A 16,672-nucleotide genomic window follows, 5' to 3' on the forward strand; every position below is an offset into this window, starting at 1 on the left:
GCGCTGCAGCTACCCTGCAGCGCCGACAGCATAGGCGGTTCGCGTTAAGCGCTCGTGGGCACTGGAATCTGGCCCTTTCGGGTCATCAGCATCAGCAACGGCAGGCAGTCATCGCGCAACCGCAAGCGTCGCCCATGCAACCACGGCATAGCGTGCGGTCTTGGCAACGACCAGCAGAGGCACCACCGCACGCAGCGGCTCGCGCATGAACCCGGCGGCGAGCGTGAACGGGTCGCCGATGACCGGCATCCAGCTCAGGAGCAGCGGCCATTTGCCATCTCCTAAGTTAGATGGGTCAAAGCCTCACGGCCGCTCTAGCTTCATGAGGAGCGCATTTGCCTTGGCCATGCGCGCTTGGACCGATGTCGAGGCGAGTGGGTCGAACCGCGCAACGACATTGCCGGAGCTGTCGCGTATCCAGATCGTTAATCCGACACCTAAACTCTTCGATAGCTCGCGCCAGGCGATAAGCTCCGCAAAGTCTTCGCCTGCCGAAGCGGTGGAGTACAACGACACAAATGGAGATTCGGCCAGAGCCCGATAAAGCATTGGTGCCTGTGACAGGGGCTGAGCTGGTTTGCGCCGGTAGACGGAGGACGCAAGCGGGCCGCGATCGAGTGGAGCGGCCAAGCTGCGGTAGTCGGTCCATATCTCGCGGAAAGGGCCGCCGTCGGCGGTGATCTTCAAGGTGCTGTCGACGACGTGAGTTGCTTCGTGCAGCAGCAGATACTCCAGAGCAGGAACCGCACCTGCATCCAGTTGAATGCGATATCCCGACGCGTCTGTAGTGAAGAGGCGGGCATCCTTGCCGGTGAGAAAGTCGCTGAGCGAGGTGTCGAGGACATCTCCACGCAAGGTAATCTCGAAGAGCGGTTTGCCATCGGCGCCGTCGTACTCGCGTGTCAATGCCGTACCCGGGCTCCAGGGCGCATCAACGAAGCTCAGTCGCGCCAGACGCTGTTGCAGGATCTGACGGTGCAACGCAGGCAATGCGTCAATCGCGCGTTCGACCAAGGCCCACTCGCGGTCGCTTAGCTGATGCACCTGTGCGCGCTGATCGTTACCAGAGAAGGCGCTCAGGCTGTCTTCGTGTGCAGGCTGGACCCGCGCGCGCAAGGACGTGCTGGACAGATCGACGTCCGCCTTCGGTGGCGTACCCGAGACCGGCGAGGGTGCGCCAGCCCAACCGACATTCGCACACATCAATAAAGACGCCAACAGGCAACCTGCCAATGGGCCAGACGTGTATTTCGGCAAATCAGACATGAGAGGCACCCGACAGAGACGGTGTTGCATCCGTATGTAGCGGACAAGTGATGTAGTGCCCATGGATCGTAGCCTAGGCGGCACGAGGTGGGGTCGTATGGCACCTATGCACGCATCCGATTGAAGCTATCTGCCCCGCAATAGTGCACTGATCATCTTGATGCCCAGTTCCATATCCGCTTGCCTGCATGCAGGCAAGCGGACATTGCGCAGCGTGATCAGCGTCTTCGCCGCCATGCCATGACGCATGCTCGCATCGTGCCGCCTGCTCGCACGGTCCAACCATGGCGCGTGCCAGGCGTGTCCATCGCGAAAATATGCCAGCGATTCGCTGTGCGCAAGATCCGACTCCCGTCGAAGGCTGCGCGGACTGCGATTACCTGAACGAATGCGTGGCCGTGGGGATTGCCTCGCCGCTTGACGCAATGCGCAGCGGCTGGCCAGCGATTGGATGCCGCGCGGAAGAAGCCAGCGCATTCGAGTGCTCCGCCGGCGTGCGCTGTGGTTGTCATTGGATCCTGCGGGAAAGCCCATCACGCACACCCATACCTGCCATCCCGGCGTTCGATTTCATTCCGCCGACGGCAACGCACACGATGCACATCCGGTGCAAGGGATACGCCTTTGCCACACGGCCGCTGCAACCGCAGCGTCCAGCAACCACGCAGATCATCGGAGGCCGCATGTCCGTTCGCAGCAGCAGTCAGAAGTTCATTGCCAGGAATCGCGCGCCTCGCGTGCAGATCGAATACGACGTCGAGATCTACGGCTCGCAGAAGAAGGTGCAGGTTCCGTTCGTCATGGGCGTGTTGTCGGATCTGTCCGGCGCCAATACGGAAAACCTGCCGGCGCTGGAAGCACGCGAGGCAGTGGAAATCGATGTCGATAATTTCGACAGCCGGCTGCGTGCCATGCAACCGCGGGTGGCAATGAGCGTTTCCAACACTCTCACCGGCAGCGGCGAATTACCTGTCGATATCACCTTCGACAGCCTGGACGATTTTTCGCCCACCGCCGTCGTGAAAAAGGTGGCACCGCTGGCCGAGCTGCTGGAAGCGCGTACCCAACTGGCCAATCTGGGCACGTATCTCGACGGCAAGGCCGGCGCCGAGCGCTTGATCGCCGATGCGATCAAGGATCCCACCTTGCTGCGCTCGCTGGTCGCGGCCCCCAAGTCGACGGATGAGTAACCCCATGGCGACCCAGAATTCTTCCGCTGCCCAAGACCTTGCCGATGCCCAGCCGCTAACCCGTCAATCCGACGACTTTGCGGCGCTGCTGACCCGCGAATTCCGTCCGCGCAGTGAACGCGCCGGCGAAGAAGTGCGGTTGGCTGTGCGCACCCTGGCCGAGCAGGTGCTGGAACGCAGCGACATCATCAGCGACGACCTCGCGCAGACCATCAATGCGTATGTTGCCGAGATCGACCGCAAGATCACCGAGCAACTCAACCTCATCCTGCACGCACCGCAGTTCCAGGCGCTGGAGAGTGCATGGCGCGGCCTGCATTATCTGGTGAGCAATACCGAATCGGACACGCAGTTGAAGATCCGCGTGCTCAACGTGTCCAAGAAGGAGCTCGCCAAGAACCTCAAGCGCTTCAAGGGCACCGCCTGGGACCAAAGCCCGGTGTTCAAGAAGATCTACGAGGCCGAGTACGGTCAGCTGGGTGGCGAACCGTATGGCTGCCTGATCGGCGATTACCACTTCGACCACAGCCCGCAGGATGTCGACACGTTGCGCGGCATCAGCCAGATTGCGGCCGCTTCGCATGCGCCCTTCATCGCCGCTGCGGGTCCCGGACTGATGGGGATGGAAAGCTGGAGCGAGCTCTCCAACCCGCGCGATCTGGCCAAGATTTTTTCCACCCCCGATTACGCGGCATGGCGGTCGTTGCGCCAGAGCGAGGATGCCAAATACCTGGCGCTGGCCATGCCACGCACGCTGGCACGGCTGCCGTACGGCGCCAAGACCGATCCGGTGGAAGCGTTCGACTTCGAAGAAGACACTCAGGGCGCCGATTCGTCGCGCTACACCTGGCAAAACGCAGCCTACGCAATGGCGGTCAACATCAACCGCTCATTCAAGCAGTACGGTTGGTGCACGCGCATTCGCGGCGTGGAGTCGGGTGGGGCGGTGGAAGGCCTGCCGACGCATACCTTCCCGGCCGACGACGGCGGTGTGGACATGAAGTGCCCGACCGAGGTGGCCATCACCGACCGCCGTTCGGCGGAACTGGACAAGATGGGGCTGATGCCGCTGGTGCATCGCAAGAACACCGACATGGCCGCCTTCATCGGTGCACAGTCGCTGGGCAAGCCCGAGGAGTACGACGACCCGGATGCCACCGCCAACGCGGCACTGAGTGCACGGCTGCCGTATATGTTCGCTTGCTGCCGTTTCGCGCATTACCTCAAGTGCATCGTGCGCGACAAGATCGGCTCGTTCAGCACGCGCCAGCAAATGCAGAGCTGGTTGACCGATTGGGTGATGAACTACGTCGACGGCGACCCGGCCAATTCCAGCGAAGAAACCAAGGCACGCAAGCCCTTGGCCGCCGCCGAAGTGGTGGTCGAAGAGGTCGAGGGTAACCCCGGTTACTACACCTCCAAATTCTACCTGCGCCCGCATTACCAGCTCGAAGGCCTGACGGTATCGCTACGCCTGGTCTCGCGCTTGCCATCGGCGCAAGCCGCCTGACCGCTTTCAGGCTTGGCTTTCAACACTAACGACCTGCGGCTGGCATAGCCGCCGGATCGGCTCTCCCTTTCCTGCACCACCCACCACTGGAGAAGTTCCATGGCTTTCGATATGCATCTCAAATTCGGCTCGGGCGACGTCGAGATCAAGGGCGCGTCCAACCATTCCAAGCACAAGGATCAAGTGCCGATCATTGCCTGGTCATGGGGCACCAGCAACACCGGCAACCTGCACACCGGCGCCGGCTATGCGGCCGGCGGCAAGGCCAACGTGCAGGATATTTCCGTCACCAAGTACGTCGACAGCTGCTCCAACGCCTTGCTCAATGCCTGCTGCACGGGTGCGCGTGTGGATTCGGCCACGTTGTACGTGACCAACGCCACCGGCGAGCAGACCGACTACGTCACCATCGAGCTGAGCGAGGGCGTGATGATCACCTCGGTGTCCACCGGCGGCAGCGGTGGCGAAGATCGTCTGACCGAAAACGTGACGCTGCATTTCGGCAAGTTCAAGTACTCGTTCCAGCCGCAGGACGACAAGGGCAAGAAGCAGGGCGGCACCAAGGACTTCACCTTCAACATGCAGGAAGTGAAGAAGTCCTGAGCCAACGCAGTCCGACCGGAGCGCCAATGTCGATGTCCACCGTCCATCCCGAACATGCCTGCGCTCGCCTGATCAAGGCAGACAATCCCGAGGCCTCGTTGGCGACCGCCAAGGAGTGGGTGCGGCAATGCCCGGCCGATGCCCAAGCGCGCATCGGCTTGTTCCAGCTGCTGGCCGTGGTGGGCGACTGGGAGCGGGCGCGGCAGCAGTTGCTGCTGGCGGCAGACCTGGATCAGGCCTGGATCGGCGTGGCTGGCGCGTATGCGTGCATTCTCGACGCCGAACTTGAGCGCGAGCAGGTGCTGGCCGGTCGGATGATGCCACTGATGCCTGGTCAGGTACCGCAGTGGCAACACGATCTGCTGCAGGCATTGCAACACGATCGCGACGGCGAGCCAGCGCAGGCCGCACGACGGCGTGCGCTGGCGCTGACTCAAGCCGATGCCATCGCGGGGCACGTCGATGGCGAACGTTTCGACTGGTTGGCGGACGCCGATCCACGGTTTGGGCCTTGCCTGGAGGTCATCCTCGAAGCGGGCTACGCCTGGCTGCCGTTCGCCCAACTGCGCAGCCTGCGTTTCGAGGTGCCTGGCAGTCTGCGCGACATGCTGTGGCAATCGGTGGAAATTCAATGGCGCGACGGCACGCACAGCCGTGGCGTGGTGCCTTGTCGTTACCCCGGCAGCCACCACAGCGACGACGGCGCGATCCGTCTCGGCAAGCGCACCACCTGGCAGGGCGAAGACCTGTCTGCCTGCGGTCTGGGGCAACGCCTGCTGGCCGGCAGCGAAGACGACTACCCCTTGCTCGATATTCGCCATATTGCATTCGACACCGCCGCGGTGGCAGCGCCATGGCCGAACTGACCCAACAAGAGCGGCTGCAGCCCTCGCTGCTGGACCGTTTGATCGACGACCGTCGGCATGAGCTGGCCGAGAGCCGCGACGCGCGCGCGATCGGTCCGGCCAAGCTGCGCGACTGCGTCATGCGCGACCTGACCTGGTTGCTCAACTGCACCCGCCATTGGCATGAGGACGCGCTGCAAGCGTATCCGCATGTCGCCACCTCGGTGCTCAATTACGGCATTCCCGATCTGGCCGGCGCGCGCCTGGCCGGACTGGACGTGGTCGAGCTGCAGAACCGCATCCACGCCGCCATCGTGGCGTTCGAGCCGCGGCTCGCTGCGGCCAGCCTGCAGGTCACCGCCAAGGTCGATACCGGGCGCATGGACCGCATGTCGCTGTCCTTCGTCATCGACTCCGAACTCTGGGCGCAGCCATTGCCATTGGCGCTGTATCTGCGCACCGATCTCGACCTGGAAACCGGTCGCTTCAGTCTGTCGTCCGGAGCGCACTGAGCATGGATCCGCGTCTGCTCCACCACTACAACCGCGAGTTGCAGCATGTGCGCGAGATGGGCGCGGAGTTCGCGCAGGCGTATCCGAAGGTGGCCGGCCGGCTCGGCATGAGCGGTATCGAGTGCGCCGACCCGTATGTCGAACGCCTGCTGGAAGGGTTCGCGTTTCTGTCCGCGCGCGTGCAACTCGAATTGGAGGCACAGCAACCGGTATTCGCCCAGCACCTGATGGACATGCTGTATCCGCACTTCCTGTCGCCGGTGCCGTCGATGGCCGTGGTGGAGCTGCAACCGGAGCAGGGCGAGGGCATCGGTCCGGCGGGGCATCTTGTGCCGCGTGGCAGCGCGCTGCGCTCGTTGATCGGGCACGGCGACCGCACGGCCTGCGAGTATCGTACGGCGCATGCGGTGACGCTGTGGCCGCTGCGTCTGACCGCCGCCAGCTACCTGGCCTCGCCGGCGGCGCTGGCCACGCTTGGCGTGCCGGTCGAGTCGCGCGCGCGCGCCGGCCTGCGGTTGGTTTTCACTGTGAATGCCGGGCTGCGTCTGGACATGTTGGCGCTGGACACACTGCCGATCTTCATCACCGGCGCCGACGGACTGGCCGGCAGCCTCTATGAGCAACTGCATGCCAATGCGTTGGGATTCGTGGTGCGTGCCCGCGCCGCGGATGGGCAGGTGCTCAGTCGCAACTTCGGCCCCGAGCATCTGCAGCCACAGGGCTTCGACGATGAGCAGGCATTGCTGCCGCGCAGTGAGCGCTCCTTCAGCGGCTATCGTCTGTTGCAGGAATACTTCGCTTGCCCAGAGCGCTTCCTGTTCGCCGCCTTCGATGGCCTGGCACAGGTGCTGCCGCGCGCGGCCTGCACCGAGTTCGAGATTGTGGTGTGGTTCGATCGTGCCGTCGAACGGCTCGACAATGCCGTGGATGCGAGCAATTTCCGCCTGCATTGCACCCCGGCCATCAACCTGTTCCCCAGGCGCGGCGATCGCATCCATCTGCAGCCCGGCATCTGCGAGCATCATGTGCTGTCCGACCGCACGCGGCCGATGGACTTCGAGATCCATGGCGTGGAGCAGGTCGAGGGCTTCGGCGATGGCAATACGCCGATGCAGCGTTTCGAGCCGTTCTATGGCGCGCAGCCGCGTAGCTGGCATGAGCGGCGCTCGGCGTTTTATGCGCTGCGGCGTCAGCCGCGGCGGCTGTCGACCGGGCAACGCCGCACCGGGCCGCGCTCGAGCTACGTCGGCAGCGAAGTGTTCCTGTCGCTGGTCGATGGCGATCAGGCGCCGTATCCGCATCAGCTGCGGCAATTGGGCATGCAGCTGTGGTGCAGCAACCGCGATCTGCCGCTGCATATGCCGGTGGGCAAATCCAGCACCGACTTCGTGCTGGACGATGGCGGCCCGGTGGCGGCGATCCGCTGCGTGGCCGGTCCAACGCGACCGCGCTCGGGCGTGACCGCCGGCGATACCCGCTGGCGCCTGATCAGCCATCTTCAGTTGAACTATCTCTCGCTGCTGGAGGCCGGCGACGACGGCGCCACCGCAGTGCGCGAGATGCTCACGCTCTACCACGACCCGCACGATGCCGCGGCGCGGCGCCAGGTCGAGGGCGTGCGCCGCATTGCCTCACGCCCGATCGTGCGCCGCATTCCGGTGCCGGGCCCGGCCACCTATGGCCGCGGGCTGGAGATCACCTTGACCTGCGACGACGCCGCGTTCGAAGGGCAGGGCGTCTACCTGCTCGCCTCGGTGCTGCGGCATGTCTTCGCCCGCCAGGCATCGCTGAATTCCTTTACCGAAACCGTGCTGTGCACGCTCGAACGTAACGAGGTCGTCCGATGGCCAGCCCATCTCGGCAATCGGCCGATCCTCTAGCGTTGCTGGCGCACCTGGAGGCGCAGCCGCAGGACTTCGAGTTGTTCGAAGCGTTGCGGCGGCTGGAGTGCGCGCATCCGGCGCAACCGCGTCTGGGCCAGGCAGCACGGCCGTTGGAGGAGCCGGTGCGCTTGGGGCAGCGCGCCTCGCTGGAGTTCCCGCCGCGCGATATCGACAGCCTGCAACCGGGCCCGGACGGTCTTCCGCCGACGCTGCGGACGCTGGCCTTGGGTTTGTTCGGCCCGCATGGCGCGCTGCCGCTGCATCTGACCGAACACGCGATCGAACGCGAAGGGGCTGGTGACCCGACCTTCGCCGCCTTCGCCGACATCTTCCACCACCGCATGATCGCGCTGTGGTACCGCGCCTGGGCCGATGCGCGCCCGACCGTGCAGATGGATCGTCCGGGCGAGGACCGCTTTGGCGCGCGGCTGGATGCGCTGACCGGCGTGGACCAACCCGCGCTGCGCGGCCGCGATGCGATGCCGTTGGCCGCACGCCGGCACTTCGCTGGCCGCTTCGTCGCCCAGGCACGCAATGCCGAAGGCCTGCGTGCGGTGCTGATCGGCCTGTTCGATGTCGCCGTGCAGGTGCAGGAATTCGTTGCCAACTGGTTGCCGTTACCCGAAGAAGGACGGCTGCGGATGGGACGTGCTGCTGCGCGCATGGGGCGTGACGCCACGCTCGGCGCATCGGCGCGCAACGCCCAACACCGCTTTCGCCTGCGGATCGGTCCCTTGGAGATCGCCCGTTACCGCGAGTTCCTGCCGGGCGGCCAGGCCCTGGAAGTACTGACCGCCGCAGTACGCGGCTACGTCGGCGACGAGCAGGCCTGGGACCTGCAATTGGTGCTGGCGCGCGAAGACGTCCCGCTGCCGCTGATGGGGCAGGGCCAGCGCATCGGCCTGTCGCTCTGGCTCGGCCACTATCGCCGCCCGCGCGATGCCGACCAGCTTGTACTCGCACCGTCCTGATCGACCTCTGTATCCACTTTTCTGGAGTTCCCATGGCAGACATCAGTCGCGCCGCCTTGTTCGGCAAGCTCAACAAGACCACGTATCGCGGCATCGAATCGGCCACCGCCTTCTGCAGGCTGCGTGGCGACCGCGAGGTGGATCTGCTGCATTGGCTGCATCAGTTGCTGCAGGCGCAAGACGGCGACCTGCATCGCATCGTGCGTCATTTTTCGCTCGATGCGGCGCGACTTGCGCAGGACCTGACCGCAGCGCTCGATCGGCTGCCGCGCGGCGGTGGCGGGCATTTCGATCTGTCGGACAGCGTGGAGGAGGCAGTGGAACGCGCCTGGGTGCACTGCACGCTGCGCTACGGCCGGCAACGCATCCGCGGCGGCGATCTGCTGGTGGCGATCCTGCATACGCGCAGCCTGCGCAACGGCTTGCTGGCCATGTCCAGCGAGTTCGGCAAGCTGCGCGCGGAAGCACTAGCGGACGATCTGGACGCCATCGTCGCCGGCTCGCCGGAGGACGATGCCACCGATATTGCGGCGGCCAGCGCTCCCGCCGGACCAGCCGCCGCTGGTGGGACTGCCGCGCTCGCGCTGTATACGGTCGACCTCACCGCACAAGCACGCGAGGGCAAGCTGGACCCGATCATCGGCCGCGACGACGAGATCCGCCAGGTCGTCGATATCCTGATGCGCCGCCGCCAGAACAACCCGATCCTGGTTGGCGAGACCGGTGTCGGTAAGACCGCGGTGGTGGAAGGCTTCGCGCAACGCATCGCGCGCGGCGATGTGCCACCCGCGTTGAAGGACGTGCAGCTGCGCACGCTGGATGTGGGCCTGCTGCAGGCCGGCGCCAGCATGAAGGGCGAATTCGAGCAACGCCTGCGCGCAGTCATCGACGAAGTGCAGGCCAGCCCCAAGCCGATCATTTTGTTTGTCGACGAAACCCACACCCTGGTCGGCGCCGGTGGCGCGGCCGGTACCGGCGATGCGGCCAACCTGCTCAAGCCCGCACTGGCGCGTGGCACCTTGCGCACCGTGGGGGCGACCACGTTTGCCGAGTACAAGAAGTACATCGAAAAAGACCCCGCGCTGACGCGGCGCTTCCAGGCCGTGCAGGTGGACGAGCCGGACGAAGCCAAGGCGGTGCGCATGATGCGCGGCGTCGCTTCGATGCTGGAACAGCACCACCGTGTGCAGATCCTGGACGAAGCGCTGGAAGCGGCAGTCAAGCTCAGTCACCGCTATATCCCCGCGCGGCAACTACCTGACAAGTCGGTGAGCCTGCTCGATACCGCCTGCGCCCGCGTGGCGGTGAGCCTGCACGCTACGCCTGCGGAAGTGGACGACAGTCGCCGCCGCATCGAATCGCTGGAGACCGAGCACGCCATCATCGAACGCGAGCGTGCGATTGGTATCGTGGTGGAGGAGCGTGCTGCCGCTTGCGCCAACCTGCTGGAAAGCGAACATACCCGCCTGCGCGAGCTGGAACAGCGTTGGGTTGCCGAAAAGGCGTTGGTCGATGAGCTGTTGTCGCTGCGCGCCCAACTGCGGGCCGGCAATGCGCCGGTGGAAGGAACTGGCAGTGGGTTGGAAGCGGAGGCCGAACAGAGCGCGCCTGGCGATATCGCCGTGCTCGATGCACCGGTGCAGGTGGATCGCGACACGCTGTTAGCACGCCTGCAACTGGTACAGGCCGAACTGGCCGCACTCCAGGGCGAATCGCCTTTGATCCTGCCAACCGTCGATTACCAGGCTGTGGCCGCCGTGGTCGCCGACTGGACCGGCATCCCGGTCGGGCGCATGGCGCGCAACGAGATCGACACCGTGCTGCGCCTGCCCGACCTGCTGGCCAAGCGCGTGATCGGCCAAGACCATGCCATGGAGATGATCGCCAGGCGCATCCAGACCAGCCGCGCCGGTCTGGACAACCCGGACAAACCGATCGGCGTGTTCCTGCTGGCCGGCACCTCCGGCGTGGGCAAGACCGAAACCGCACTCGCGCTGGCCGAAACCTTGTACGGCGGCGAACAAAACCTGATCACCATCAACATGAGCGAGTACCAGGAAGCGCACACCGTCTCCTCGCTCAAGGGCGCACCGCCGGGCTACGTTGGCTACGGCGAAGGCGGCGTGCTCACTGAAGCGGTGCGACGCAAGCCGTACTCGGTGGTGCTGCTGGACGAAGTGGAGAAAGCCCACCCCGACGTCCACGAACTGTTCTTCCAGGTCTTCGACAAGGGCTGGATGGAAGACGGCGAAGGCCGCCGCATCGACTTCCGCAACACCTTGATCATCCTCACCAGCAACGCCGGCACTGACCTGATCGCCAGCCTGTGCAAGGACCCGGAACTGATGCCGGATCCGGACGGCATGGCCAAGGCATTGCGCGAACCGTTGTTGAAGGTGTTTCCGCCGGCATTGCTCGGCAGGTTGGTGGCCATTCCGTACTACCCGCTGAGCAACGACATGCTCGGGCAGATCGTGCGGCTGCAGTTGAATCACATCAAGAAGCGCATCGAGGAGCGATACAAGATTCCGTTCGAGTACGACCACTCGGTGGTGGAGCTGGTGGTATCGCGGTGCACTGAAAGCGAGTCGGGCGGACGAATGATTGATGCGATTTTGACTAACTCGATGTTGCCGGAGATCAGTCGGCAGTTTCTCACTCGGGTGATTGAGGGCAAAAAAATCAATCATTCGCGCGTATCGGCCGTGGCGGATGGCTTTTTCTACGAATTCTGAGGGCAGAAAACATGGTGGCCAAGGCGACGGTGTATCTGAATGGTATCGAGTACGGCAGCAGCGATGCCGCCATGGGTGGTGGGAGGCGGGGAGGGCCGGTCAACGATCTCGCCGATCACGCCGAACGCAAAGCCTGGCGAGAGGCATGGCCAAGGATCTGTCGTGAAGTACGGGCGACCGCGGACGGAACGCCATTCGAGATCACCATCGAAGTCAACATGACGATCTGCGCGGACTGCCAGAAATGGATGATTGTTGAAGTTCGTCGCCATCTCGGCCAGTTGGGTCGAGCTTTTACCTTTTATGCCACGGTGGGAAAGGAAAAGCCGGTTGTCGTGGCGCGTGACACGGTATGGAACGCGAAGGTCGGTCAATGCCGACTTTGGAAGGCTGATCGAAGCGATCTGCAGATGGGTCGTGTACGAAAGCACGAGGTGATCTATGAAAAGACGCGAGGATAGATGCGTACTCATTTGATCGCCGGCCGTGCATGCAATTGCAGAAAAGCTGCGATCCGAGGACGTCCGCTGCCAGACCCAATCGCGCAGCGCGCACCTGACGCGAAACGTCGGTTCGCGTCTAGTGAGAGTTGGCTGCAGAAGGTGTGCTTCGACGCTTCTCCATCGCTGCATCAACAAGAACGGGATCCGAAATGGTCAATGCAAAGTACATCACAGAAGAAACCGCAGCCCATGGTCGCGTGCTGGCCTTTCCGAACGTCAGTTCATGCGTGGCGGTAGTCGTCGTGTTGCCGGATGAACTCGTCGGTTGGCACGTCACGGTGAAGACGCTCGACTCGATCGACAAGGGCATGGCCGCGCAGGGGGCCGCAAAGTTTCTTGACTATGCCAGAAGCGGGACACCCCGCAGGCTGCTCATCGTGGGTCACGTCACCCACCATGACCCCACGGCGCTGCGCAATTGGGTGCGGGCTCAGCTGGCTGTCGACCTGCCCACGCAGTCTTTCGATATCACCAGGCACCGCAAGGCAGAGACGAATGTCGCGTACCACCTCTTCTTTGAGCATAACGGCCACGACATTCCGCAGATCACCTTCAAGAATTCGACGAAGGTGGGAGTAAGCAACGTCACCAATGGCGAGAGCGGAGTGCCGAATGGAGGGCTGCCCGTTCACAACCGCAGTGCGGACTTCACGGTCAGTCGCTGGCACACGCTGCGGCGTCATTTCGTCGAAGTATGACCTCCTGAGATAGCGAGAAAAACGAACGCGCCAGCGGACATGCATCGCATCTTCCCGCCGCTAAGGGAGCCATACCGCAGGGCGCCCTCCGGAAAACTTGGGTCAGAGTCAACTTCCCCTAGCTCGGTGGACGATGTTCATTGATAGCTGCCAGGCAGGGCGATACCCCGCGACAAAGAACACATGTGCACATGAGAGGAGGCTTACATGTTGGAAAAGAAGATCAAGGTTGGCGATGACGCCAGCTGGCTTCCTAGAAAAGAAGGGGAGCTAACAGGCAGCGGTGGCTTGATAGAGGTGCCCGGCACGGTACTGGAGGGGTACGCCACGAAGTACCTTCCTTTCATCCCGAATGCCATCAGTGCAGTCCATTCGGGAGGACTGGATGTGATCAGTTACAACTTTAGCGGCTGCTTGATGGCTGCCTACACTGCTCAGGACGGGCGGAGAATGGTTTGCCACGTGTCGACGGGTGAAGGAAATGATTGCAAGAGCGCCTGGGACCAAATTAGGAGTACTTCGACGAACGTCCTTGAGTTTCGTCCATCCGATTACATCGACACCAAGGGACGTTCCTTGGCCGGGTGCTACGGACTGATCACAAACGATGATCGGAGTCTGGCCATTACCGTGGTTTCAGGTAAAGACCCGAGCTCAAGGTTCATCTCTGCAATTACCGTGGTTTCAGGTAAAGAGCCGAACTCAAGGTTCATCTCAGCGATTAAAAAGATGAGGTTCTGGCGGGATTAATGCGTTCCGCCCCTGGCGTGATGCGCAGAGTGAGGGCGATGCGTGGATCGACAGTTCGCGCAACGACAAGAAGATGCTGCCGTTCGTGGCGCTGAACACGGCGCTGTTCAAGGATGGCGACACAGACACAAGGATCTGATCACGCAGAGCCAGTACGACGCGGGCATGGCGCAGATGGGACTGCTGAAGGATTTCAGATCGCAACGTCGAGGAGTCCTGCTATGCGCTGAGCAGCGAGGACGGCCTTGTGGAGGAGTGGATCAAACCCGGCCTGCGCGCGGAAGGCAGCGTCTGGCGGAGGCACGTGCTGAATCCGATCGGGGCATTCCTCGGTTGATGCGTTGCACGATTCAACGACTATTACGGAGAACGACATGGACAACGCAGTGACAGGGGCGCACGGTCAAGCCGGCTTGCATTGGGTAGGCCATGTAGGCCACGGACGAGTTGGATTCCGGGAGCACTGTGGAGCAATGCTGCGATCGCGCGTGCAGGATCCTGCAAGACGATTAAGCGCATGAGCTGCAGAATCCTCACCAGCTTCGCCATGGCCAACCATGGCTCGACCTTCATGCACTGGCTGCGTAGCGAGTTGATGAAGAGCCTTGGGCTCTACGACATCGATGCGGTGTATGTCGATTCGATCGTGTCGCGGTCCATCGACGATCGTGCCACGGTCGCTCCCGATACCCGCGCGCACATGCGTTCGCCGACGGGCGCACTGCCGATCGGTGCGATGCGCGAGGACTGGAATGCGCTGTACCAGGCGGCGATGCGCCAGGCGCAGTTGATGCTGTTTTGCTACACGGACGAGTTCAGGGACAGCCAGTGGTGCCGGCAGGAATGGGACCAGTTCATCGGTCAGAAGGCGGGGCGTCCTGCAGATCGACCGCTACGCGGGCTGATACTGGAATTCACCACTGATGCATGCACGCTGCCTGGGAGTCGTGGTGATGGCGTGACCCGGATACCGGTCGCCAAGACCGATGGCGGGCGCTGCGGGCTGGCCTGGGACAAAGGGGACTACATCCTGTCGAGCACGGATTATGCACGGGTGCTCGCCCAGATCCAGCAGCTGATCCGTTGAGAGGGCATGCCGGGCATCGAGGCGATGCCATGGCGTGAGCGGGAAGACCTACTCGTCGCCGGTATGTGTGGCATCGCGATTTTCGATTTCCTGCGAGCCAGCGCGGCCGGCAAAGTCATCGCATGTCATCGAGCCCTGCGCCTATGTACCGCAAGACCACTCCGGGAGCCTGATCATGGCCCACGCCATTACCCTGCAGTCGCCGCTGGGCAAGACGTTGCGCTTTGTGCGGATGAGTGCGCACGAGGCGCTGGGGCGCCCGTATGCGTTCGCCTTGCATGGCATCAGCCGCGATGTGGCGATCGACCTGCGCGCTTTGCTGGGCAAACCGATGGCGGTCAAGGTCACTTCGCCTCAGAGCTACGTGCGGCACTACCACGGCATTGTCGCCGAAGCCGAGCAGACCGGTTTCGAGCAGATCGAGGGGCTGCGCTACGCCACCTATGCCTTTTCGCTGGTGCCCAAGCTGTGGTTGCTCGGGCAGCGCCGCGATTGCCGCATCTACAAGAACAAGAGCGTGCCGGAGCTGGTGCGCGCATTGCTGGCCGACGTTGGCTGCACCGACGTCAAGTTGCGCCTGAGCGCGAGCTACCGGCCGCGCGAATATTGCGTGCAGTACCGCGAGAGCGGGCTGGACTTCGTCAGCCGGCTGATGGAGCAGGAGGGCATCTACTACTACTTCGAACACAGCGCCAGCACCCATACGCTGGTGCTGGCCGATAGCCTTGGCGGCCACGAGGCGGTGGCGCCGTTCGCGCAGATTCCGTACTGCCCGCCCGGACAGAAGGGCAGCCGGATGAAGGACGCGATCACCGACTGGTCGCTGGCGCGCAGCGCGCACAGCACGCGCGTGCGGTTGGACGACTACGACTATCTCAAGCCCAAGGCGTCGCTGCGGGTGAACGAGACCCCGGCCGAGTCCTCCGGACCGGCGTTGGGTGAGCTGGAGGTGTTCGACTATCCCGGCGAGCATCTCGATGTCGCCGCCGGCCGCCGCCACGCACAGGTGCGTGCCGAAGCACTCAACGTGGCGCAGGCGCAGTATCAGGGCTGGACCGATGCCTGCGGTTTGCAGGTGGGCGCGTTGTTCAAGCTACGCGATTTCCCGCTAGCCGAGCACAACCAGGAATACCTGGTGACCAGCGCGAACACCGAATTGGTCGAAGTGGATTATGTGTCCGGTGGCGAGACGGTTGCCGAGCCGTTTGCGTCCACGTTCCGTGCGCTGCGCAGCCGGCAGCCTTACCGCAGCCCGCAGACCACACCGCGTCCCAGCATCGCCGGATTGCAGACCGCGGTGGTCGACGGCAAGACGCCCGAGGACATCGCGGTCGACCAGCACGGCCGCGTCCAGGTGAATTTCTTCTGGAGCCCGCCAGGAACGCCGAACGCCGACTGTTCGTGCCCGGTACGCGTGGCGCAGGCGTGGGCGGGCAAACGCTGGGGCGCGCAGCACATTCCGCGTGTCGGCCAGGAGGTGGTGGTGAGCTTTCTGGAAGGCAATCCGGATCGTCCGCTGATCATCGGCAGCGTCTACAACGCCGACCAGATGCCGCCGTATGCACTGCCCGAGCACCGCACCCGCAGCGGAGTGAAGAGCCGCAGCTTGTTGGGCGGCGCCGAGGACTACAACGAGATCCGTTTCGACGACAAGAAGGGCAACGAGGAGCTGCTGCTGCATGCGCAGCGCGATCTGCGCCACGAAGTGGAGAACGACCATTTCGTCACTGTCGACCGCAACGAGACCGCGGAGGTCAAACGCGAACGCAGCCACACCGTGGGCGGCAACGACCGTCTGGACGTGGGCAAGGCGCTGCGCATCCAGGCCGGCAGCGAGATCGAGCTGGTGACCGGCATGGCCCGCCTGCAGCTGAAGGCCAGCGGCGAGATCGTGCTCAGCGGCACCCGGCTCACGCTCGATGGACGCGTCAGCGTCGGCATCCAGGGCGGCGTCAGTGTCGATGTCAGCGCGATGGCCAACCTGACCCTGCGCTCGAACGCGTCGGTGCTATTGCAATCCAACGCCGTGACCACCGCGCGCGCCAACGCGGCGCTGCTGTTGCAGTCGTCCGGTCCGGCCGTGCTCAAGGGCACTCCGCCCATCATCGCCTGAGGACCG

At 63.6% G+C, this 16,672-nt stretch carries 14 protein-coding genes and 1 pseudogene; 13 read left to right on the forward strand and 2 right to left on the reverse strand.

The features are described 5' to 3' along the window. Window positions 1-108: 108 nt before the first annotated feature. A pseudogene (locus AC1POX_RS11325) lies at window positions 109-276 on the reverse strand (DedA family protein); the annotation flags it as partial. Between the two features lie 27 nt (window positions 277-303). Then, a complete protein-coding gene (locus tag AC1POX_RS11330) occupies window positions 304-1,266 on the reverse strand; it encodes a hypothetical protein (protein WP_031422670.1) in 963 nt (320 codons plus the stop codon). Window positions 1,267-1,949: 683 nt separating this feature from the next. Between AC1POX_RS11330 and tssB the strand changes: the two genes are divergently transcribed. The 13 genes from tssB (at window position 1,950) to AC1POX_RS11395 (ending at window position 16,666) form a co-directional block, all read left to right on the forward strand. Beyond that, window positions 1,950-2,456: a type VI secretion system contractile sheath small subunit gene (gene tssB / locus AC1POX_RS11335; RefSeq protein ID WP_014090188.1), complete on the forward strand. Its 507-nt coding sequence runs from the start codon at window positions 1,950-1,952 to the stop codon at window positions 2,454-2,456. Beyond that, window positions 2,449-3,966, forward strand: a complete 1,518-nt coding sequence (gene tssC / locus AC1POX_RS11340; RefSeq protein WP_372356169.1) for a type VI secretion system contractile sheath large subunit — start codon at window positions 2,449-2,451, stop codon at window positions 3,964-3,966. Before tssB ends, tssC begins: the two co-directional genes overlap by 8 nt. Before the next feature lie 99 nt (window positions 3,967-4,065). Further along, the gene (locus AC1POX_RS11345; protein ID WP_031422681.1) at window positions 4,066-4,569 is read left to right on the forward strand and encodes an Hcp family type VI secretion system effector; all 504 of its coding nucleotides are present in this window, start codon (window positions 4,066-4,068) and stop codon (window positions 4,567-4,569) included. A gap of 32 nt (window positions 4,570-4,601) precedes the next feature. Continuing rightward, entirely contained in the window at window positions 4,602-5,435 is an 834-nt protein-coding gene (locus AC1POX_RS11350; RefSeq protein ID WP_209262023.1) for a type VI secretion system accessory protein TagJ, read from the forward strand. After that, complete coding sequence (tssE, locus tag AC1POX_RS11355; RefSeq protein ID WP_008571949.1) at window positions 5,423-5,926, forward strand: type VI secretion system baseplate subunit TssE; 504 nt, start codon at window positions 5,423-5,425, stop codon at window positions 5,924-5,926. Before AC1POX_RS11350 ends, tssE begins: the two co-directional genes overlap by 13 nt. Window positions 5,927-5,928: 2 nt before the next feature. Continuing rightward, the gene (gene tssF / locus AC1POX_RS11360) at window positions 5,929-7,806 is read left to right on the forward strand and encodes a type VI secretion system baseplate subunit TssF (protein WP_218555967.1); all 1,878 of its coding nucleotides are present in this window, start codon (window positions 5,929-5,931) and stop codon (window positions 7,804-7,806) included. Then, window positions 7,770-8,780, forward strand: coding sequence for a type VI secretion system baseplate subunit TssG (gene tssG / locus AC1POX_RS11365; RefSeq protein ID WP_031422684.1), 1,011 nt, complete (start codon window positions 7,770-7,772; stop codon window positions 8,778-8,780). Before tssF ends, tssG begins: the two co-directional genes overlap by 37 nt. Window positions 8,781-8,812: 32 nt before the next feature. Continuing rightward, window positions 8,813-11,515, forward strand: coding sequence for a type VI secretion system ATPase TssH (gene tssH / locus AC1POX_RS11370; RefSeq protein ID WP_372356170.1), 2,703 nt, complete (start codon window positions 8,813-8,815; stop codon window positions 11,513-11,515). An 11-nt stretch (window positions 11,516-11,526) separates the two neighbouring features. Beyond that, window positions 11,527-11,976 (forward strand): hypothetical protein, encoded by a 450-nt coding sequence (locus AC1POX_RS11375; protein ID WP_039417406.1) that lies wholly within the window; start codon window positions 11,527-11,529, stop codon window positions 11,974-11,976. 191 nt (window positions 11,977-12,167) lie between these two features. Beyond that, complete coding sequence (locus AC1POX_RS11380) at window positions 12,168-12,716, forward strand: hypothetical protein (RefSeq protein WP_031422689.1); 549 nt, start codon at window positions 12,168-12,170, stop codon at window positions 12,714-12,716. A gap of 207 nt (window positions 12,717-12,923) precedes the next feature. Then, window positions 12,924-13,466 (forward strand): hypothetical protein, encoded by a 543-nt coding sequence (locus AC1POX_RS11385; protein WP_008577832.1) that lies wholly within the window; start codon window positions 12,924-12,926, stop codon window positions 13,464-13,466. Between the two features lie 547 nt (window positions 13,467-14,013). Beyond that, entirely contained in the window at window positions 14,014-14,553 is a 540-nt protein-coding gene (locus tag AC1POX_RS11390; RefSeq protein WP_228733824.1) for a TIR domain-containing protein, read from the forward strand. Between the two features lie 175 nt (window positions 14,554-14,728). Continuing rightward, window positions 14,729-16,666, forward strand: a complete 1,938-nt coding sequence (locus AC1POX_RS11395; RefSeq protein WP_031422694.1) for a type VI secretion system Vgr family protein — start codon at window positions 14,729-14,731, stop codon at window positions 16,664-16,666. Window positions 16,667-16,672 lie beyond the last annotated feature (6 nt).

The sequence above is a fragment of the Xanthomonas sp. NCPPB 3442 genome, assembly GCF_056725145.1.